At 44.9% G+C, this 19,810-nt stretch carries 18 protein-coding genes and 1 pseudogene; 11 read left to right on the forward strand and 8 right to left on the reverse strand.

Annotated elements, in window-relative coordinates; all coding sequences use genetic code 11:
* Positions 1-241 precede the first annotated feature (241 nt).
* Positions 242-664, forward strand: a complete 423-nt coding sequence (speD, locus tag ACUVJL_RS34370; RefSeq protein ID WP_190743421.1) for an adenosylmethionine decarboxylase — start codon at positions 242-244, stop codon at positions 662-664.
* A gap of 100 nt (positions 665-764) precedes the next feature.
* Here speD and ACUVJL_RS34375 read toward each other — a convergent pair whose 3' ends face one another.
* Entirely contained in the window at positions 765-1,370 is a 606-nt protein-coding gene (locus ACUVJL_RS34375; RefSeq protein ID WP_445249927.1) for a hypothetical protein, read from the reverse strand.
* Between the two features lie 144 nt (positions 1,371-1,514).
* On the opposite strand from ACUVJL_RS34375, the gene queF reads away from it, so the two are divergent.
* On the forward strand, positions 1,515-1,934 hold the full coding sequence (gene queF, locus ACUVJL_RS34380; protein WP_333439570.1) for a preQ(1) synthase: 420 nt from the start codon (positions 1,515-1,517) through the stop codon (positions 1,932-1,934).
* A 719-nt stretch (positions 1,935-2,653) separates the two neighbouring features.
* On the opposite strand, the gene ACUVJL_RS34385 is transcribed toward queF, so the two are convergent.
* The 3 genes from ACUVJL_RS34385 to ACUVJL_RS34395 form a co-directional block, all read right to left on the reverse strand.
* Entirely contained in the window at positions 2,654-4,066 is a 1,413-nt protein-coding gene (locus ACUVJL_RS34385; RefSeq protein ID WP_445249928.1) for a cytochrome c biogenesis protein, read from the reverse strand.
* Between the two features lie 305 nt (positions 4,067-4,371).
* Positions 4,372-5,103, reverse strand: a complete 732-nt coding sequence (locus ACUVJL_RS34390; RefSeq protein ID WP_445249929.1) for a cytochrome c biogenesis protein CcdA — start codon at positions 5,101-5,103, stop codon at positions 4,372-4,374.
* A gap of 510 nt (positions 5,104-5,613) precedes the next feature.
* Complete coding sequence (locus ACUVJL_RS34395; protein ID WP_445249930.1) at positions 5,614-6,330, reverse strand: pentapeptide repeat-containing protein; 717 nt, start codon at positions 6,328-6,330, stop codon at positions 5,614-5,616.
* A 556-nt stretch (positions 6,331-6,886) separates the two neighbouring features.
* Between ACUVJL_RS34395 and ACUVJL_RS34400 the strand changes: the two genes are divergently transcribed.
* Positions 6,887-7,642: a tetratricopeptide repeat protein gene (locus ACUVJL_RS34400; RefSeq protein WP_445249931.1), complete on the forward strand. Its 756-nt coding sequence runs from the start codon at positions 6,887-6,889 to the stop codon at positions 7,640-7,642.
* Positions 7,643-7,728: 86 nt separating this feature from the next.
* Here the strand turns inward: ACUVJL_RS34400 and ACUVJL_RS34405 are convergent, their stop codons facing one another.
* Positions 7,729-9,081 (reverse strand): peptidylprolyl isomerase, encoded by a 1,353-nt coding sequence (locus tag ACUVJL_RS34405; RefSeq protein WP_445249932.1) that lies wholly within the window; start codon positions 9,079-9,081, stop codon positions 7,729-7,731.
* Positions 9,082-9,199: 118 nt separating this feature from the next.
* On the opposite strand from ACUVJL_RS34405, the gene ACUVJL_RS34410 reads away from it, so the two are divergent.
* Positions 9,200-9,751, forward strand: a complete 552-nt coding sequence (locus ACUVJL_RS34410) for a peroxiredoxin (RefSeq protein ID WP_445249933.1) — start codon at positions 9,200-9,202, stop codon at positions 9,749-9,751.
* 747 nt (positions 9,752-10,498) lie between these two features.
* Here the strand turns inward: ACUVJL_RS34410 and ACUVJL_RS34415 are convergent.
* Positions 10,499-11,038, reverse strand: a complete 540-nt coding sequence (locus tag ACUVJL_RS34415; RefSeq protein ID WP_445249934.1) for a phosphate-starvation-inducible PsiE family protein — start codon at positions 11,036-11,038, stop codon at positions 10,499-10,501.
* Positions 11,039-11,419: 381 nt separating this feature from the next.
* On the opposite strand from ACUVJL_RS34415, the gene ACUVJL_RS34420 reads away from it, so the two are divergent.
* The 4 genes and pseudogenes from ACUVJL_RS34420 to ACUVJL_RS34435 all read left to right on the forward strand — a co-directional run bounded on the left by ACUVJL_RS34420 (position 11,420) and on the right by ACUVJL_RS34435 (position 14,697).
* Positions 11,420-12,022: a superoxide dismutase gene (locus ACUVJL_RS34420; RefSeq protein ID WP_445249939.1), complete on the forward strand. Its 603-nt coding sequence runs from the start codon at positions 11,420-11,422 to the stop codon at positions 12,020-12,022.
* A gap of 425 nt (positions 12,023-12,447) precedes the next feature.
* On the forward strand, positions 12,448-12,699 hold the full coding sequence (locus tag ACUVJL_RS34425; protein WP_445249935.1) for a hypothetical protein: 252 nt from the start codon (positions 12,448-12,450) through the stop codon (positions 12,697-12,699).
* A 38-nt stretch (positions 12,700-12,737) separates the two neighbouring features.
* Positions 12,738-14,330, forward strand: a pseudogene (locus ACUVJL_RS34430) (CocE/NonD family hydrolase).
* A 19-nt stretch (positions 14,331-14,349) separates the two neighbouring features.
* Positions 14,350-14,697: a DUF952 domain-containing protein gene (locus ACUVJL_RS34435; protein ID WP_445249936.1), complete on the forward strand. Its 348-nt coding sequence runs from the start codon at positions 14,350-14,352 to the stop codon at positions 14,695-14,697.
* A 256-nt stretch (positions 14,698-14,953) separates the two neighbouring features.
* Here ACUVJL_RS34435 and ACUVJL_RS34440 read toward each other — a convergent pair whose 3' ends face one another.
* The gene (locus ACUVJL_RS34440) at positions 14,954-16,216 is read right to left on the reverse strand and encodes a CCA tRNA nucleotidyltransferase (RefSeq protein ID WP_445249940.1); all 1,263 of its coding nucleotides are present in this window, start codon (positions 16,214-16,216) and stop codon (positions 14,954-14,956) included.
* Between the two features lie 107 nt (positions 16,217-16,323).
* Between ACUVJL_RS34440 and ACUVJL_RS34445 the strand changes: the two genes are divergently transcribed.
* The 3 genes from ACUVJL_RS34445 (at position 16,324) to tsaB (ending at position 19,233) form a co-directional block, all read left to right on the forward strand.
* A complete protein-coding gene (locus ACUVJL_RS34445) occupies positions 16,324-16,572 on the forward strand; it encodes a Ycf34 family protein (protein WP_332955532.1) in 249 nt (82 codons plus the stop codon).
* Between the two features lie 274 nt (positions 16,573-16,846).
* Positions 16,847-18,559: a protein kinase domain-containing protein gene (locus ACUVJL_RS34450; protein ID WP_445249937.1), complete on the forward strand. Its 1,713-nt coding sequence runs from the start codon at positions 16,847-16,849 to the stop codon at positions 18,557-18,559.
* 2 nt (positions 18,560-18,561) lie between these two features.
* Positions 18,562-19,233 (forward strand): tRNA (adenosine(37)-N6)-threonylcarbamoyltransferase complex dimerization subunit type 1 TsaB, encoded by a 672-nt coding sequence (gene tsaB, locus ACUVJL_RS34455; RefSeq protein WP_445249938.1) that lies wholly within the window; start codon positions 18,562-18,564, stop codon positions 19,231-19,233.
* A gap of 124 nt (positions 19,234-19,357) precedes the next feature.
* Here tsaB and ACUVJL_RS34460 read toward each other — a convergent pair whose 3' ends face one another.
* Complete coding sequence (locus ACUVJL_RS34460) at positions 19,358-19,621, reverse strand: hypothetical protein (RefSeq protein WP_445176063.1); 264 nt, start codon at positions 19,619-19,621, stop codon at positions 19,358-19,360.
* Positions 19,622-19,810 lie beyond the last annotated feature (189 nt).

The raw sequence follows: 19,810 nt of genomic DNA on the forward strand, positions 1-19,810 counted from the left end.
GATGAATTCGAGTCGAGCAATTTAGACGAAAGAGGATTTATTTCTCTGATAAACATCATAGGAAACTGTAATTAACTCATAATTTTGCCTGGAATATCATTATACTATGTATTTGTGTAATTAATTCTGTCTGACTACTTAATCTGTATCTTTCTTTGTGAAACATACTTGCAAAATTTTCTACATGGTGCTAGTGTAAGAAGGTTTGAGACATTATGAGTTAGAGGTAAAACCCCGCAGAATGAAACAATTGGGAACCCATCTGGTCGCTGATGCTTGGCAGTCTCCTGGAGACCTGCTCAACGATCCTGAACGTATCCGCCGCGCCATACTCGATGCGATCGAAGCCGGAGGAGCTACTCTCATCGATTTGTGCGTCCACCAGTTTAGTCCTCACGGAGTGACAGCTACTGCTACTTTGGCAGAGTCTCATATAGCAATCCATACTTGGCCTGAACACGGTTATTTTGCTGCAGACTTATTTTTCTGCGGGGCCGGCGACCCTCACCGAGCCATGAAGGTGCTACAGACAGCTTTGGAAGCTAAACAGGTAAAACTCACTGAGTTCACGCGCGGTTTCGAGCCAGGGGTGGGCATCGTAGGTTCTGCTTGTGAAGAGCAGTATGCGCCTCGTTCAGTAGAAACGATTGCCGCCAGAGGATGATGGCCAATTAGCGTAACTTTGAACATTTTATGCTAGGTTTTGTTTAAAATCCCACGGCTCGAACCGTGGGATTCTTGTTGGAATTTACTTTTTCTGGAATTTACTTTTTCATTAATAAAGGGCGGACAACTAAATAACCTCCGCCGAAAGCTGCAATGACAATCAGAAAAATCGCGATGGCCAACCACAATCCGCTTAAGTCTGAGGCTTTTTTGGGTTTAGAACGCAAACGGTAAGGAATTTCCGGCACCTCTGTAAATAATTGTTCTGGAAGTGGCTGCGGCATCGAGGCGGCTGTTGGCTCCGGTTCCGGTAGGGGGAAAGGGAAGGCTACTGTCTGAGGGGCGGGGGGTGCTTGAGGTAAGGCAGAGTTAGTCTGTGAGGTTGCAGGTGGTGGGGACTCCGGTTCCACACTGAAATTGAATTTGACTGACGGCATTTGAGGCATCCCTGTCTGCGTGACGCTCTGAGCCGAGTTGACTACTTGCTGTAGCTGTTGCGATACTTGAACTACTGTTTCTACTTCTCGCCGCAGTTGTTGATTTTGTTGGACTAATTGCTGATTGTGGGTTTTGAGGGAGTCGAGCATCGCTTGGGCTGCTTGCAGCTCGGCCGTGACTTCTCGATAGAGGGAAATCGGTACCGATGGAGAGTAACTATTTGAGTTTTCAGGGGAAGTATTGTCAGGTAAGGTAGTATTTTGCATAATTGTAGATGGCGAGGGTGAACTTTTTTAGTTTAGCCTGAGAGTATTTGCAATTAGATCGATCGCAACACAATTTGTCAAGATATTTGTTACAGATATTTATAGTAAATTTAATTAAATGTTACAACTTTTTTGTCGATCGCTATGAACAACTACGCAGCCGAAGAAACTATGTCCCAAAAGTCAAGCACCGAGGAAATGAAATACGGCGAACGCCAGATTTTGGAGGGGGAGTTAATTACTTTCCCAAATCCGCGAGTCGGGCGGCGCTACTCGATTAACATTACTTTGCCGGAGTTTACTTGCAAGTGTCCGTTTTCTGGCTATCCTGATTTTGCGACAATTCACGTTACTTACGTACCCGACGAGCGGGTGGTAGAGTTAAAGGCACTCAAACTGTATATTAACAGTTATCGCGATCGCTACATTTCTCACGAAGAATCGATCAATCAAATTTTAGACGATTTTGTGGCAGCTTGCGCGCCCCTAGAAGCGACGATTAAGGGCGATTTTTCGCCGCGGGGGAACGTGCACACTGTGATTGAGGTGTCGCATCAGAAGTAGGGCGGGTATTAAGCGGTTGTGGCATTGAGATTTAATTGTGGGGCGGCGTCGAAGCAACGGCCCACAATAGTTTTAAGAAATAGGATTGTTAAAATTAGTAAGTAATTGTAGGGTGCGTCAATCGATTGTAGATTTTAGATTGTAGATTTTAGATTGACCCCGCGGATAAATGCGGGGGCTTGAGGATTTTCGATTTTCTATTTTGGATTGATTCCACGGATAAATCACGTGGCGGGTACCACCTTTGAAATTCTTGGTCAGGGCAGCCCTCTCAAGCGAGTCCAAAAGTCCCTCAAACGCTTAAAATCTCGTAGTTTGTAGGGTGTGCACTGCGCAGCGGTTGAGTTTGTCGCGCACCGGAGAGTACCGATTGACCGGCGTTTCAGCGTTTTGATTTTGAAACCAAACTCCGTATACCAATTTTCATTGCTTGAAATTTGAATAATCGGCACGTGAAATAGCGGTTTTCTGCTTTTTCTCCGGTTCAAATTAACCACCTCGACAAATCGGGCAAGGCGCACCCTACAAACTCAACTAATCTTTTTGATATTAGACCTCTTGCAAAAATAATTAGGACGGGCTCTTCGGCCCATCCCACAAGAAAAAATAACTCTTGTGGGATGGGCCCCAGAGCCCGTCCCATCAATTGAGGAAAAGGATTTTTGCAAGAGGTCTATTTATCGTTGGTGTAAGGTGCGGGACGGGTGCGCACCCTACGGTTAGGTTTGACTTGCAACAGAAGTTGGGGCGATCGCACTTTTTTCCTCTGCTGTTTTCGATTCTGCCAACTTGTCCAAAATCTCCACAACTTCTCTTTCAAAACTCACCTGAGCGCGATTCGTGCGCCCGCCGACGTAGAGTTTGCCGTTTGTTTCCAAAGCCCAAATTTGCGAGTGAGACAGATAGCTCATCAGCACGCTGAGCATCAGCAACCCGAAGCCAGTATAAACTATCGGAATACCCGGATCGGCTTTAATTTGCAATCCCGTAGCGCCTACAACTTCGTCAATTCCCAGCATCACTCCGTTAACTTCAACCGCTGTGCCGGCGCGAACTGTAGTTAACAATTTGCCATCGGTACCGTACACTAACATTGTGCCTTGCAAGTCTTTTGCTAGCAGAGAAACTCCTGCACTCAAATCAGGTTTTGTCGGAATCCAAGCTCCCCAAATTCTGCCTTTACCTTGAGTGTCTAACAAAGCCATTGGCAATTGTAAAACCGGGCTTTTGTTGAGGCGAACTCGCACGGCGGCTATTGCCCAATCTGCTTGATAAAAAGTGACTCCCCGGTATCTGAGCGGCTCGTTAACGTGAATAGTTTTGCGATCGACCTCTTGGCCTGTTTTGTCCAAAACTGACAGGTCAGAGTAAAATTGGTCGATCGCACCGCTCGGACTATAATCGATCCAGAACCGATTAACTCGCATCGACCAATCCTTAGGTATTTGCGGCCGGGCCCAAGGCCCCGCATCCAGGATATTCTGCACCTTAAATGTTTCGCCGCTGGCAACAATTTCTTGAGCGAGAAACCCCGTCATCGCGCCCCACATCGATCCAGCTAAAATAATTAGCATACTGGCGTGAACAATAATCGGACCGATTTTGCCAATTATTCCCTTGCGAGCATAAACTTTTTCGCCTTCTCGAAATATGCGGTAGTTTTTTTGCTGCAAAAGTTGTTCTAACGAAGTTAAACCAACTGTTTCTAATTCCGCACTGAGAGCTAATTTTTCAAACTGCTTTGGTTCTTCATAAAATTTCCAGCGGCGGGCGGCTTTTAATGCGGGAAATTGTCGGGTAAAGGTACAAGCTGTTAAGCTGCTGCCGAACAAAATTAGGATTGACAAAAACCACCAAGTGCGGTAGACGTGGTCTAGTCCTGCAATTAGGACAACTTTCCAAGTTAGGAAGCCGAACAAAGCGGGGTGTTCTGGATAGTTAGATTGGTAAAAGGGTACTGATTGGCCTTGTTCGATGACAGTGCCGGAAATGCTGAAAAATGCGATCACCAGCAGCAAGATAATTGCCAGCCGCAAATCTGCTAGCATCGGCAAGATTTCTCGCTTGAAAAACCTTTGAGGGGCAGTCGCCCAGTTTGATAGTTTTGATAGAAATACGTCTTTTGATGTCATTGGTAATTATGAAGAAAGTTCGGCAACGGATTTTGTAACGGATGTAACGGATGTAACGGATGTCAGGAAGAGGGAAGAGGGAAGAAGGAAGAGGGAAGAAGGAACAAAGAGGAGGGAACAACAAAAAATCAAGAAGATATTATTATTTTTTTAGCAACTCTAAATCAATGTTGAAGTCTTTCTCTTTTCTTTCTTCCTTCGTGTTCTTCGCGTCTTCGCGGTTGGATAAAAAAACTTAATTCACGAATTCCGTAGTGATTGCTATATCTCTAAATAAGGACAGAAGTCCTGACAACGAAACTTACTTACGCGGGAAGGATCCGGGAAAGCAGGGAGAAAACGCCAAATCCTACTAGCAAAACGCCACTAACAGGCGTAATCCAACTCGACCACCGACGCAATTCTAACAACTTTTTGATGCTGGCAGTAAAAGTCCCTGCTATTATTAGCGGAGCGACGTACCCAGCAGCATAAAACAGCAGCAACACACCACCTAAAACTGTATCTCCCGTTTTGGAAACCCAAGCTAAGAGTGTAGCTAAAACCGGCGTGCTGCACGGAGACGCTACTAAACCAAAAGTTAAGCCCAATAAGTACGATCGCACCCCCGCAGGCAAATCTTTCGGAACCCACCCCACAGAGTCGAAAGAGGGCATTTGCAAGGGTAAAGCTTCGAGTAAATTCAGCCCCATTATAATAGCGATAATGCTGACAACAATCGGCAAACCCAGCCCAATTTTGCCGTAAACTTGTCCGGCAAATGATGCTACAATACCTAAACCCGCAAGGGTTGTCGCCAATCCCAGGGAAAACCACGCCGACTGGGCAGCGGCTTGCAGGCGGCTTTTTGCTTCGTATCCGCCGATGTAGCCGATCGTGATCGGCAACATTGAAAGCATACAGGGCGTTAAGCTCGTTAGCAACCCTGCCAGAAAGATGACTCCGACGCTGACGAAACTGAGGTGTGTCAGTTGAGTATTTACTAAATTATTAGCAAATTGTGCGAGTTCGTAAAGTTGGGTTTGCAGGGTTTCCATCAGTCGATTTTAGATTTTAGATTTTAGATTTTAGAATTGACTCCACAGTCGATTTTAGATTTTAGATTTTAGAATTGACTACACAGAGTAACCTGGGAGTTTAAACTAAATATCTATTTTTTTTCCTCTCCACAGTCGATTTTAGATTAAAGAATTGACTCTACAGATGAATCTGGGAGATTAAACTAAATATCTAATTTTTTTTGTCTTCACGACAGGAGTACGTGGCATGGTATCTCTAGGCGGGTGAGTTCAGGCTCACTGCTGTTTGGGATCTGTTAAAAATTGTAACAGATCCGCGCAGGTTCGGTTTGAGATTTAAGATTTTAGCGAGCTTTACTGGTTGGGAGTTAAAAGGTAGATGGCACCCCGGTTTAAATTGATATCTTGACAAGATCTTCAACAAGGTGTTTGCAACGGGCGGAGCCTATTACACCAGATAATTCATTGATTGCGAAACTGGTCCGAAAGCCTGTTATTGACCTTATTGAGACAGACTTTAATTTAACTTTAATTTAAATTAAAGCCAATTTCTTCATTAATTGAGCCATCGGGCATTATTGCCCCTGTCAGTAGTGCACCTCTGAGATTTGCTCCCGTTAAAATAGCGCCTTCTAAATTAGCATTGCTCAAATTTGTGACTTGTTTGGAACCTCTGAAAAAGAAGCTCTGCAAATCAGCATTTGTCAAATTAGTGTCCGCCAAATTAGCATATTGCAAGTCAGCACCGTGCAGCGTCGCATGAGTTAAATTAGCTTCTGCGAGATTGCTTCCCCACAGTCGAGAATCTAACAAATTAGCATCTTGTAAATTGGCGCGCCTCAGATTTGCCAAAGTCAGATTAGCATCCCACAATCTCGTGGACTTGAAATTAGCTTCGGTCAAATTGGCTCGACTCAGATCCGTCCCCAAAATATCAGCATTTGCTAAATTAGCACCTCTGAGGTCGGCATCAGAAAGGTCAGCATTTTTTAAATTAGCACCCGACAAATTGGCGCCGGACAAATTAGCCCCGCTCAAATTGGCTTCTTGGAGATTAGCTCCCCGCAAATCGACAGCGTTCAAATCGCACTGCTTCCACAGAAAGCTGACGCACCAATTATCTTTTAAGAGCTGGCTCAAGTCCTCGGTATTCGCTGCCATCACAGGAGGAGTTAAGTAGAGAGTGAACAGGACGATCGCCAACACTGCCGCGAAGAAAGTTTTCAATGTCAGAAGTCTTTTCATTGACACTAATTTGCACAATAGATTTTTGATGTATAATATAAAGCATAGCAAATAACGTGCAACTTTCCTCCGCAATTTCACTTAAAAATATTAGTTAAATGTTCATCGGGGGTTGGCGCAGGCACCAACTTAACTGGGGCAGTCTTAGACGCGCTTTGAGCGAGAAACCCGGTTGCTTCACAGATGCCTCGGTCCCAAACTAAGATTTTTCGTTAAAAGCGGGTACAAGATAGCCACAAGTTCGATCGCCCCCCCCGGTGCAATATCCCTAATATCCCTACCACGTAACACTGGGGGCGGGCAGTTGCTGAGGAGGCCGCAGGGCCTACCTCCAAACAATCCCGGTAGGAACTTCTCAATATGGTTCGGAAGAAACTCCCTACATAGCCTCAAAACCTTATATTTAGCTGGTTGTAGACGCAATTTTTCTTAATTGCGATCGTCCTCACTAACTAAGCCCAAGTTTCATCACACAAGTCAAGGTCGCAGTATCACCAAATCTCATCAAACTTATCACATTCCTGAGAGTACGGATATCACTGTGAATAGCTCAAGTATGGACGAAAATAACAGCATACAGTTGAGCACCACTTCTCCCATGCCTACTATTCCTCTTCTCCCGAGCCAATTAGTTGTGACAACTATTTTCAATTCGATCGAATCTTTGGGATTCGCTAATATTGTAGGCAAAGTATTTTCGGGCGAGCAAGCTGAATCCCGACAAGAGGCAAATTTAAAAGTTAGTACCCAAAAATTTTACACTCAGGGTTTAAAAAATCTCGAACAACAAGACTTGCACGGTGCGATTAAAAATTTTACTGCCACAATTAACATTAATCCGCAATTCGCGTCAGCTTACAACGATCGCGGTGTGGCCCGCTACAAATTAGGCTACAAACAATCGGCGCTCGAAGATTTAACTACCGCCATCGAAATCAATCCTTACCGAGCCAAGTATTACAGCAATCGGGGGTTTATGCTGACTCGTTTAAAAGATTATACTGCGGCGATCGCGGATTACAACTCGGCACTGCTGCTCAACCCCAATTTAGCCCAAGCTTACTTTAACCGAGGTTCTATCCGCCTGCAAATGGAAAATTCCCTGGCAGCACTCGCTGACTTTGAGTCAGCAATTCGCCTCGATCGCGATTTTGCTAAAGCTTACTTCAACCGAGGAGTGATTAGATATAAATTGAGAGAGGTTCAGGGAGCATTTGAGGATTTTCAGAAGGCGGCAGGGCTTTTTAAGCTGCAGGGGCAAATAGATTATTATCGAGAAGCGGTTTCTAAAATTAGACAGCTATGGTATTAGTTGAATTTGGGAATTGGGAATTGGGGAATTGGGGAATTGGGGAATTTGTAAGGTGCGCCATAAGCACCCTACACCTATAGTTAAAGTTAGCCAATTCTCAAGGCTGCATCGCCAGTTGGTAGATCGTTAGGACGACTAGGAATCCTAGATAAAGGAATTGCAAAGGCTGCATTTTGAACAGAGGCGACAGTAGAATTTTGTACCACAGTACCAGCCGCTGCCAAGTTAATGACAGTATTGCTTCCAGATTGAGTGAATGTAGTATCGGATAAATTTCCTGTCAAAGCAATGCGATCGCCTTCCTCTGGTCTAAAATCAACTATTGTATGACTTGTCGGGGGTAGGGTAATAAAAGGAAGAGAAGCAGGATCTACTCCGAGCAAAACAAAAGTATCTGCACCACTACCTCCTGTGAGAGTATTGTTGCCTGTATCTCCAATCAAAATATCATTGCCATCACCACCCATTAAGATATCATTCCCTTGACCGCCTCGCAAAAAGTCGTTACCAGCATCACCATTGAGAGTATCGTCAGCGAAATTGCCAATCAGAATATCGTTGCCAACACCTCCGCTAATGGAGTCGTTACCTTTGCCACCTCGCAAAAAGTCGTCACCGGCTTCACCACTAATGTTATCATTGCCTTGGCTGCCATTAATTGCATCATCAGTGGGTGAACCGACGATGCGATCGTTGCCGCTACCTCCCACTACACCGCTGGGATTTTGCTGAGAGTCTTGGGAAGTGACTTGATAGTTGTTGGGGGTGTTTGGCAATCTGAGCGCTCGCAAAGATAGATTTAGAAAATTGGTAGTATTGATTAAATCGTTGAGCACATTAACATCGCTAATGATGCTGGAAACCCGACTGGGGACAATACCTTGAACGACTTTTGCAGTCGAAATGCGATCGCCCTGCTGCACGGCATTAACCGTTTCAAAACCTTGAATTACATTGCCAAAAACAGCATAATTGCCGTTTAAAAACGGCAAGTTGTCTAAAGCAAAATAAAACTGCGAAGAAGCCGAATTCAAAGCACTAGAACGAGCCATTGCCACGGCCCCGCGAGTGTGCTGCAACTGCGGCGTCTGGGTTACAACTTGGTTGTAAACAGGTTGCGCGGCCCCTTGCGGCTTAATTTCCAAAGGAATAAAACGCGCCTGATTAGTATCCGGGTCAATAAAATTACCCGTTCCCAATTGACTTGCGGGAATTGTCGTATCCTTGCTGCGCGGATCGCCTCCTTGCACCACAAAAGGATCGGGCTGGCGCACAACTCGGTGAAACATCACCCCGTCGTAAATGCCACGTTCAACTAAGTCAACAAAATTGCCAGCGGTAATAGGCGCATTAGTGCCATCGACTTCGATCGTAACGGGTTGACCGTTAATTACCTGAACTACTATAGCTTTGCCTGGTAACGGGAGTGCAGCGCTCATAGATAATTGCTATTTGAGTGAGTGATATTTGGGTTTTAGGAACAATCCACGAATTGCCTCTACCCATTTAATCAGAAAACTGTAAACTTGTGTTAAGTACAGTTCTACTTCTAAATTTATGATCTCCCGCCGCCAGTTGTTTAGCACTTTATTGGCAATTTGTCTAGCTTTTCTAAGTTTCAATTTTGCCGCACCTGCATTTGCCCTCGGCGGCAAGCTTCCGCAGGTGAATGAAGCCGCACCGGATTTTAGTTTGCCGACAAACAGCGGCGACGGACAAGTCTCCCTGTCGGATTTTCGCGGTAAGTGGCTGGTAGTCTATTTTTATCCGAAAGACTTTACCTCGGGATGTACGATCGAAGCGCGTCGATTTCAGGAAGACTTTCCGAAATACTTGGCAAAGAATACTCAAATTATCGGCATTAGCGCTGATGATGTCAACTCCCACGCGGAATTTTGCGATTCGGAAGGTTTGAAGTTTCCGCTGTTAGCTGATACGGATGGTAAAGTGAGTAAAGCTTACGGTTCTTGGATGAGTTTTATTTCGGCGCGCCACAGTTTTATTATTGACCCTGAAGGCGTTTTGCGGGAAACTTTTGTGAAGATTAATCCGGCGATTCACTCCAAAGAAGTGTTGGCTCGTTTGGGGGAATTGCAGGCTAACGGGTAAGATGTGCGATCGCATAACCTCAATCAAATAGGTTTGTAGTGAGGACGGTCGTAAGCTGTCGCGCATTTAAATTGTATATTCTCCGCGGGCGGGACGCCCACCCCACAAGACTTGAATTTTTTTTGACATACAATTTAAATGCCGCAACAGCTTACTCACTACAAACGTTATCAGGGTTATTTTACGAAGATGCATGGTAATACCCTCTTTATATCGATTCCGGTTGCACCGTCCGTGCTTGTTGACTGTTGACTGTTGACTGTTGATTGTTGACTGTTGACTGTTGAGAGTTGACCGAAAGCATCCAGGATACAAGCCCCCGGATTCATCCGTCCAGAAATAAAAAACCTGTATCCGATGAAACTTGCCCCCCGAATGTATCCGTGCGGTCAATGCTTCAATTCTTTAATCTAAAATCTAAAATCGATTGACTGTTGACTGTTGAAGGAGGGGTCAAAAAAATGAAAATTGCGCGAATTATTTGTTGGTAGCTTGATTCGAGTTTACGCCCGACTCCCGAAGCGTGGATTTGATATCATTCCGGCCTGACTGCCGGAATTGATATTATTCTTTAGTTTCTAAGGAATGAGAATTAAATAACTTCCACAAGTTTGTGGGATGGGCGTCCCGCCCGTCCCACAATAACAATTAAAATTGTAAGTTATTTAATTCGCGATCCTAAGAGGTAGGACGAAAGTTTGTGTAGGATCGGTTCCTACGGCCGAGTTTTATCTAAAATCTTAAATCTCAGTGAGAATTCAACTTGCTATTGACTGCAAGAGGCTCGGAAGAAGATTCAGGCTGTGATAGATTTCTCTTTCTGCTAGCCATGCGGCGTTCCGGGTCAATTCCCTCGAAGGTTGGCGGCAACCAAACTCGGACTACCAACAACACTCCCAAAACCAGCAAAAATGCGCCTGTTGATAATATTTGAACCCAGGGAGTTTCCAGCACTCCCCGCACTATCACTTCTCGCAAAACTGATACAATACAAACTTCCACAGCTACGCCGATCGAAACTCTTTGTTCTTGCAAGTAAATAATTAGCAACCGAAATAATTCCACTAAAACTAATAGAAATAAAATATCGGCAGTGACTTGCTGGAAATTCAAAGGAGGTAGCAGCGAGAAGAACATTTCTCGCAGTTCTAGCACCATGAAACAAAACAAACCAATACATAGGGAAATTACAATTAAGTCTTGGACTGTTTCCAGAGCGGTGACGATTAATGGCAGATTCAACCATTGAGGGGGGTGACTGGACGAGTTGTTTAAACGGTTTTCCATTGACAGCTCCTGCAACTTGTTTGACTTTCTTACAGCTTAATTGAACTTAGGTTGATCTTTGACAATTTACAGGTTTAATCTATTTATCAGTCTCATAAATTTTCGATCGGTTGACAATTTCACACACACTTTAATTTGCCTCCCAGGTGGCTTGACATTTAGTGATAGCTTATGCTAACTGAAGCCTGCAATAAGTAGCTTTGATATCTAAAAAATAGAAGTCTGAATCCTGAAATGCCGCAACTGCTATAAAATATGAAAATTGTAAAGAATTATTTACCACAGCTTGATAAACTCAAGCTAGCGAATCTCGGCTTTAATCATACAAAAGCCGGAAAGTTAACCCAAAAACCAAAAGTAATCCAGAGAGGATTGAACACAATGGCATTTGAACTCGCACCATTACCCTTCGCCCCTGACGCCCTCGAGTCAGGTCATATGTCGGCGGACACGTTTTCGTTCCACCACGACAAGCACCACGCTGCTTACGTCACCAATCTGAATAAACTGATTGAAGGGACTGAAATGGCCAGCAAATCCCTTGAAGAAATTGTCAAGGAATCTGCTAAAGACCCATCCAAAGCCGGCATTTTCAACAATGCAGGTCAAGTTTGGAACCACAATTTTTTCTGGAATTCCCTCGCACCGGGCGGCGGCGGCACTCCGACAGGACCTTTAGCTGACAAAATCAACGCCGACTTCGGCAGCTTCGACAAATTCAAAGAAGAATTCAAGACTGCTGCGACAACTCAGTTCGGTAGTGGCTGGGCTTGGCTAGTTTTAGACAACGGCACTTTGAAAGTTACCAAAACAGCTAATGCTGACACGCCCGTAGCACACGGCCAAACTCCGTTGCTGACTTTGGATGTGTGGGAACACGCTTATTATTTGGATTTCCAAAACCGCCGTCCCGACTACATTACTAATTTCTTGGATAATTTGGCTAACTGGGAGTTCGCAGCAGCAAATTTGGCTGCGGCTTAGTAGCATCTGAGTTTGAGGACTTTCGTCCTCACTACAAACCTATAAAGTCTGTAGTGAGGACTTTAGTTGTGATGAATGAGAATTATATTGATTCCGGTTGCACCGTCCGTGATTGTTGACGGTTGACGGTTGACTGTTGACTGTTGACGGTTGACGGTTGACAGTTGACTGTTGACTGTGAGTCAAAAAACTGAAAATGGCGCGCTTAGGATCGCGAATTAAATAACTTACAATTTTAATTATTATTGTGGGATGGGCGTCCCGCCCGTCCCACAAACTTGTGGAAGTTATTTAATTCTCATTCCTTATTTGTTGGCAGCTTGATTCGACTTGATCAGGACGATGAAGTGGGGATTTGATATCATTCCGGCACAGGCGGAATTGATATTATCTGAGATGTTTCACCATTATCAAGAACAGGCAAGATGCCTGTTCCACAAAGAGTGAATTTTCTTGTGGGGTGGGCAGGAGATCCCGCCCCTAAAAGATTTATCGAGAATGGTGCAAGATGTCAGTTACTACTCACATTTTGCACCATTCTCAAGAATGGGCAAGATGCCCGTTCCACAAGAGATGAATTTTGTTGTGGAACAGGCATCTTGCCTGTTCATAAAAGGCTGATCGAGAATGGTGCAACATCTCAGTTACTACTAACTTTTTTAGTTGATGTTCTTTAGGATTTATGCTGAAACTTTGCCCGAAAGAAACAGCGTCAATGCTAACTAAAGATGGCGTGCGTTTAGATGCTGACATCTACCGCCCCGATACTGCGGGCAAATTTCCAGTATTATTAATGCGGCAACCTTACGGAAGGGCGATCGCTTCTACATTAGTATATTCCCATCCCGCATGGTACGCCAAACACGGCTACATCGTTGTCATCCAAGACGTGCGGGGACGCGGCACTTCCGAAGGCGAATTTAACCTATTTGTTAGCGAAACACAAGACGGTTTTGATAGCGTCAATTGGGCAGCTAATTTGCCGGGAAGTAACGGCAAAGTCGGAATGTATGGTTTTTCCTACCAAGGCATGACTCAACTCTACACTGCTGCTGCTAAACCGAGTGCTTTAATCACAATTTGTCCGGCAATGGTAGGCTGCAATTTATACGCAGATTGGGCCTAGGGCGGCGGCGCGTTTTGTCTGCAATCAAATCTCGGCTGGGCAATTCAGCTAGCCGCAGAAACCGCTCGCTTAAAAGCCGATATTTCTGCCTATCAAGCCTTGTATGCAGCTTCGAGAAATCTCCCGCTATACGATAATGTGCCGACGCGTCCTGAGATTATTAAAAATCTTGCCCCCGACTCATATTATCACGATTGGTTGGATAATGATCGACCGAGCGAGTATTGGGAAAAGTTATCGCCAAACATCAAAGATTTAGACTTGCCAATGCTGCACGTTGGCGGTTGGTTTGATACTTATTTGCGGGGAACAATCTATCTTTACAAGGAAATGGTGAGGCGGAGTTCCTGTCCGCAGCATTTGATAATTGGCCCTTGGGCGCATTTACCTTGGGGGCGAAAAGTTGGAGCGTTGGATTATGGTTTTGCAGCTTCAAATCCTGTGGATGTGCTGCAAATTCGCTGGTTCGATCACTTCCTCAAAGGAGTTGATACAGGAATATTAGATGAGCTGCCGATTTCGCTATTTGAGATGGGGAGGAATGATTGGCGGAAATTTGATAAATGGCCTAATAATAATCATAAATCCTATTTTTTAGCAAGTACCGGACTTGCCGCGATGAGAGAAGATGCGGGTATTTTAACAGAGAGTGGCGCGGATGTTTGCACTGATGATATATTTGTACATAACCCTTGGCGGCCGGTGCCATCCTTGGGAGGTCACGCTGCATTTCCTGCAGGTGCGATGGAGCGATCGACTATTGACTGCCGCACCGATGTTTTAACATACACTTCGGCACCGCTAACAGCAAATTTGCACTTAGCTGGAGATATAATTGTCGAAGTATTTTGTACCGCCGATGCGCCGAGTTTTGATTTGTGTGCGATACTTTCTGAGGTCAAAGATAGCGGCAGCGTCTACAATTTTACTCAAGGTTACGTGCGGGTGAATTCAGGTGAAACACCTGTGAGAATTGTGCTGCAAGCAACTTGTATGCAAATTGCCAAAGGTAATGCGTTTCGTCTGAGTTTGAGTGCGGCTTGTTTTCCCGCTTACGACGTGAATCTGGGAACGGGTGCGCCGGACGGTGAAGCGCGGACGATCGATGCTAAAATTATCACGCTGACAGTAAGTTGTGGCGGAAATTGTCCCTCTCAAATTTTGCTGCCAATTGTCGATTAAACCTAGAACTTATTCAATTATGAGCATTATTTTTCACATCACCCACAGCCAACAGTGGGAACAATCAAAACAAGTTCAATCCTATCGCGGAGATACGCTAGATTCTGAAGGATTTATCCACTGTTCGACTCTGCCGCAAGTTCTTAAATCTGCTAATAAATTTTTTGTGGGACAAACAGGATTGCTGTTGCTTTCGATTGACTCGGAAAAAGTAGAATCTGAAATTAAGTATGAATTGGCTGCGGGTGAGAATTACCCGCACATTTACGGGCCGCTGAATGTTGATGCTGTGTTGAAAGTTGTTGAGTTTGAACCGGGTGCCGATGGCAAGTTTGAATTGCCGGGAGAATTAAGGGATGTTGTTTAATACTCATATGTTGCACCCTTGTCAATTAGCCTTTTATGAACAGGCAAGAGGCCTGTTCCACAAGAAAATTTATATTTTGTAGAACAGGCATCTTGCCTGTTGCTGACAATGGTGCAAGATATCAGTTAATATGCACATTTTGCACCATTGTATACTAACTTTTTAGGGCGTTGCTCAGAGCAACGGCCCACAATACAATTAAATTAAGTGTCTTGTGGAACGGGCATCTTGCCCGTTTCTAACATTAGTGGAAAATCTAAACTTCAACTGATTTATCTACCAACTCTGCCGCCAATTTCAGCGCATCTTCGCGAGTCGCAATTCTCCCCTCCACGCGCGCTAATTGAATCTCCATTAAAAATTGACCGATGCGCGGACTTCTGGGCAAATTTAAATATTCCATTAAATCATTGCCGCTAACTAATTGTGTGGGATGAGCAATAATATCATCAGCATCGAGATAGCGATTAATTAACAGTGAAATTTCATCAATCGCAACTCCCGCAGCCACCGCCAAAACTGCTAAAACTGGAAATACTATTCCTACATCCCGAAACAAAAAATACTGTTCTCTCAAAGACATTTCCGCGATTGGTTTTGCTGGCAATTTGGGCAAGTATTTCAAAAGCCCGATCGCACTTTTAATCTCCGCATTGCTGTACTTCAACCGCAGCAACTGGGTTTCAGCAATTGTCGGGTCGGAATCTGCCAAAAGGGCCAACTTCGCAACCGCCAACAACGGCGTTTTAATCGTATCTCGAATCGATCGCGAAAATTCTCTCCCCAAATCTGGATAAATTGTCGCTAACAAGGCAGCAGACGCATCAATTTTTGTCAAAATATCAAAACGGTAGATCGCACTTTCAAACCAAATCGAAAACAAACCGTCTTCGCAACCGCGACAAATCCAAGGAACACCCTCAGGATTACTCAACAAATAACCCAATTCTGCCCGTACCCGTTCCACCGCTACCCGACTCAACAGCGGCGCCAATTCCCGAATCGCAGATTGAGTTTCAGCTTCGATTGCAAAACCCAACTGCGCCGCTTGGCGGTAAGCTCTTAATAACCTCAGCGGATCGTCCTCCAAATTTGACCGCGAAATCATCCGCAGCAAACCCAACCGCAAGTCAGTTTGACCGTCCAAAGGATCGATGATTTCTCCGGTAAAAGGATTGCAGGCGATCGCATTTATCCGAAAATCCCGGCGCAGCAAATCCTCCTCCAGATTCCCCCCTTCCGCTTGGGCAAAATCCGCCGTACCGCCGGCAAACACCACCCGCGCAATTTGGCGTTCCGCATCCAACAACACAAATCCAGCTTTCGCGCGATCGGCAATTTTTCGAGCAGTCTTCACTGCCCGTGTTAGCATAACGAAATCTAAATCAAAATAGTGCGATCGGCGCCCGAGCAGCGCATCCCGCACCGCACCCCCCACCAGATAAGCAGGCGGTGTCAGCATTTCCAAATCAAACGGCCAAGTATCAGGAGATAATGCAGAGGGCAAACTAATCGGCATCGCAACAAAAATAAACAAACTTACAAACAATTAAGCTCTTGCTACGCTAGATTAACAGAAAGCTCGAAATTCACCAATCTTTTTGAAATGCACAGAGGATATCAAGAATGTGTATTTGTATTAACTGCCACTATGTAGACCGCTGCTTCACCTACCACGCCGTAGAAGAACAGCACGAACAGATTCACCTCACCGAAACACCCGATTTCGACCCCGTAGAACCCACCATCAACGTCAACATCCGTCCCCGCCAAGACGAAATTGAAATGGAATGGGATGTAGTCGGGTGCCAGAGTTTCAAGCAAGAGACCGGCAAATGGGCCTCATTGCGGCCAGGCGAACTCGTCCCGACTTAAGGAAGAAGTCATTAGTCATTAGTCAGTAGTCAGTAGTCATTAGTCATTAGTCATTAGTCATTAGTCATTAGTCATTAGTCATTAGTCATTAGTTATTTGTTGGTTGTTGGTTGCTATTTGTTGTTTTTTATGGTTTTTTTGTGATTTGTTGGCGATAACAACCAATAACCAGTTCCCAATTCCCGATGCCCGATGCCCAATTCCCAATTCCCGATGCCCGATGCCCAATTTTCCATCTAAAATCTAAAATCTAAAATCTAAAATCTAAAATCCAATGAGCTATTGCTTAAACCCAACTTGTCACAATCCGCAAAACCCAGGTGATGCAGAATTGTGCCAAAGTTGCGGCTCAAAATTGTTGTTAACTCTTGACGCAGCAACGCCATCAGCATCTCGCTACCGAACCATAAAGCCGATCGGACAAGGAGGCTTTGGCAGAACATTTCTAGCAGTTGATGAAACCAAACCTGTGATTTTTTCGCAGTGCGTAATCAAGCAATTTATCCCACAAAATACCGCAGGCGAAAAAGCCGCTCAACTATTTCACCAAGAAGCAGCCCAGCTAGAAACCTTGGGAAAACATCCCCAGATTCCCGAATTAATCGCGCATTTTGAACAAGACGGGAGACAGTATTTAGTACAAGAATTTATAGACGGCAAAAACCTAGCCCGAGAATTAGAACAAAAAGGAGCATTCACAGAAACTCAAATTCGGCAAATCCTCAACGATTTATTGCCAGTGCTCCACTTCGTCCACAAATCCAAAGTCATTCACCGCGATATCAAACCAGAAAATATCATTCGCCGCCGACTATCTCCAGCCCCTTTATCGGCCTTAGAAAATTCCTATCAACCCTCTCCTTTCCAAAAAGATATTGTTTTAGTAGACTTTGGTGCAGCTAAGAAAGTAACAGCTACCGGATTGCCACAAACTGGTACAATCATCGGCAGTGCTGCTTATACAGCCCCAGAACAATTGATGGGGAAAGCAGTTTTTGCCAGCGATATCTACAGTTTGGGCGTTACCTGCATTCACTTGCTGACTGAAATTCCTCCCTTCGATTTGTTCGACACCACAGAGGATTCTTGGGCTTGGCGAAATTATTTGAAGACTGCTGTTAGCGACGATTTGGGTCACATCCTAGACACCATGCTCCAAAGTGCCACCAAGCGGCGCTACAGTTCAGCATCAGCAGTCATCCGGCACTTGAACCCCAAACCGGTGTATTTAGACGCAGAGCCGGTGCTAGACGCGCCGGAAACGCCTGCAGAACGGGTGGTTACACCTGCGCCTGGTGTGTCGCTTTTTACTCGCCAACAGCAAGCCGAAATCCAGGAAGCTTTGCAAGAGGCGATCGCCCCGTACAATGTTACAATCCAAGTCAGTCAAGCCAAGCAACAGCTAAATATCGTCATCAACAGAACCGAAGACAACCCCGTTTACTATCCGCACTTATCTCAAATAATTGCCACCCGACTCACCGATTTGCACTTAAATAAAGTCGCAACCGTTAAGCTGTTGGGAAGAGTCAACAATTCTCGCGTCCCCGAGTGGAAGCAATTATTGCAAATCGATCCCAAGATTAAATTGAGAAACAAACTCCGGCGACTGAAACACAATAAATTACTCAAGAAAATCGCCCCTGTTGTTACCCCAAATTTTTGGCTACCGAAGTTCAAAACTAAGGATTTTTGGATAGATTCGCTAATGTTTGCCTTAGTTTGGTTTATCTTTGGCTCTCAAATAGTAATTTTTAATTCTTGGTTCGCGCTAATAGTTTCGTCGGGTTTTATGACCGTCAAGCATCAAGTTTCCCAAAATAAAGAATTTGCCACTAATAATTTATTTGCAAGTTTAGTAGTGCTGTTTTTGATGAGTGGGGGTCTGGGGAATTCAAGGATTTTAAATACGGGAATATTTGGCATTCTTTTGGGTTGCTTAGTTGTGGCTTTTCCGCTGTTTTTTGTTAAGGAAAATTATCATTAATTGTGAATAGCAACCCCCAAGACGAAACATTAGTTAAAAAATACGGCTTAGCCTTGCACACGGCAACTCCCGAATTAGGTTTAGCCATCAGCAATTTTGCCGGCGATTCTCGCTGTCAAACTTGGAATTTGGGGCGCAGTTTAGCAACTGATTTGCACCAGCATTTAGTAGAGTTTATGGGGCCGCAAATTTGGGCGGATTTGGCTTTTATTGCAGTGGCGAAGGGGCCCGGAGGTTTCACGGGGACTCGCATGGGTATGGTGACGGCGCGGACTTTGGCTCAACAGTTGGATATTCCTGTTTTTGCGATTTCAACTTTGGCCGCTGTCGCTTGGGCCCAACCCCCCCAACCCCCCCTTAGCAAGGGGGGGCTTTTGAGCATCGCGCTGCAAATGCCTGCACAGCGGGGACAATTGTTTGGGGCTGTGTATTCAGTTAACAGTAATTCGGGTTTAACTGAGTTGTTTCCTGATACGGTGATGACGGCGGAATCCTGGCAGGAAAAGTTGGAAAGTTGGGAAAATTCCTATCAGTTAATTGAAGTTGGCAGCGAGTTGGGTTGGTCGGTTTCTAGTGTGTTGGAATTGGCTTATTTGGAGTGGAAACAAGGAAGTCGCCCTGATTGGTCGGGTGCTTTGCCTTTTTACGGTCAACATCCGGTTAAGGGACACTGAAGATTGGGTATTGATGTGGCAGTTTTAATTGATTTGTGAAGGAGTTTTTTTTGATGGAACCGCGAAGGCGCGAAGGGCACAAAGGAAGAGAATGGAAGAGTTGAGAGAGGGTTTTTGTTGTTGTTTATTTAAGGGCTATACAAATTTCGAGGCAAAAAGTTAAGGTCAGCGGGTCTGGGTTTTCGGTTCGCAATTGCTCGATTTCATCAGGGTTGCAGCCGCGAGATTCCATAAAATCGAGCATCCAGTTAGTTATCGCAGCGAGATCGATGTATTTTGCTCCGAGGCATACGGGGCAAGTTTCTGGGCTGACTGTACCTGTGCCGTCGCACTCGGGGCAATCCCAGTGGGTTTTTAGGGGATCGGGGACAATTAGGATGTTGCTCATCAGAAAATTGGGTAGAAACCTCGTCCTTTTAGGACGGCTTTATATTAAAATATAATTGGTCAACGACCCACCCGAGACGATGGATCAAACAGCCTATACGAGCGAAGTTCAGCCTTGTGCTGGCGGCTTTCGCAAAATCGGTAGACCGGGAAAAGACGATAGGGCAATGATAAACATCCCTAGAATCAA

The organism is Microcoleus sp. OTE_8_concoct_300, from assembly GCF_031383065.1.
In the GTDB taxonomy this organism is placed as follows: domain Bacteria; phylum Cyanobacteriota; class Cyanobacteriia; order Cyanobacteriales; family Microcoleaceae; genus Microcoleus.

Excerpts from the sequence above, each read along its gene's own strand:
- speD (WP_190743421.1), top strand. The coding sequence starts at position 242 with ATGAAACAATTGGGAACCCATCTGGTCGCTGATGCTTGGCAGTCTCCT.
- ACUVJL_RS34375 (WP_445249927.1), bottom strand. The coding sequence starts at position 1,370 with ATGCAAAATACTACCTTACCTGACAATACTTCCCCTGAAAACTCAAAT.
- queF (WP_333439570.1), top strand. The coding sequence starts at position 1,515 with ATGAACAACTACGCAGCCGAAGAAACTATGTCCCAAAAGTCAAGCACC.
- ACUVJL_RS34385 (WP_445249928.1), bottom strand. The coding sequence starts at position 4,066 with ATGACATCAAAAGACGTATTTCTATCAAAACTATCAAACTGGGCGACT.
- ACUVJL_RS34390 (WP_445249929.1), bottom strand. The coding sequence starts at position 5,103 with ATGGAAACCCTGCAAACCCAACTTTACGAACTCGCACAATTTGCTAAT.
- ACUVJL_RS34395 (WP_445249930.1), bottom strand. The coding sequence starts at position 6,330 with ATGAAAAGACTTCTGACATTGAAAACTTTCTTCGCGGCAGTGTTGGCG.
- ACUVJL_RS34400 (WP_445249931.1), top strand. The coding sequence starts at position 6,887 with ATGGACGAAAATAACAGCATACAGTTGAGCACCACTTCTCCCATGCCT.
- ACUVJL_RS34405 (WP_445249932.1), bottom strand. The coding sequence starts at position 9,081 with ATGAGCGCTGCACTCCCGTTACCAGGCAAAGCTATAGTAGTTCAGGTA.
- ACUVJL_RS34410 (WP_445249933.1), top strand. The coding sequence starts at position 9,200 with ATGATCTCCCGCCGCCAGTTGTTTAGCACTTTATTGGCAATTTGTCTA.
- ACUVJL_RS34415 (WP_445249934.1), bottom strand. The coding sequence starts at position 11,038 with ATGGAAAACCGTTTAAACAACTCGTCCAGTCACCCCCCTCAATGGTTG.
- ACUVJL_RS34420 (WP_445249939.1), top strand. The coding sequence starts at position 11,420 with ATGGCATTTGAACTCGCACCATTACCCTTCGCCCCTGACGCCCTCGAG.
- ACUVJL_RS34425 (WP_445249935.1), top strand. The coding sequence starts at position 12,448 with ATGCCTGTTCCACAAAGAGTGAATTTTCTTGTGGGGTGGGCAGGAGAT.
- ACUVJL_RS34435 (WP_445249936.1), top strand. The coding sequence starts at position 14,350 with ATGAGCATTATTTTTCACATCACCCACAGCCAACAGTGGGAACAATCA.
- ACUVJL_RS34440 (WP_445249940.1), bottom strand. The coding sequence starts at position 16,216 with ATGCCGATTAGTTTGCCCTCTGCATTATCTCCTGATACTTGGCCGTTT.
- ACUVJL_RS34445 (WP_332955532.1), top strand. The coding sequence starts at position 16,324 with ATGTGTATTTGTATTAACTGCCACTATGTAGACCGCTGCTTCACCTAC.
- ACUVJL_RS34450 (WP_445249937.1), top strand. The coding sequence starts at position 16,847 with ATGAGCTATTGCTTAAACCCAACTTGTCACAATCCGCAAAACCCAGGT.
- ACUVJL_RS34460 (WP_445176063.1), bottom strand. The coding sequence starts at position 19,621 with ATGAGCAACATCCTAATTGTCCCCGATCCCCTAAAAACCCACTGGGAT.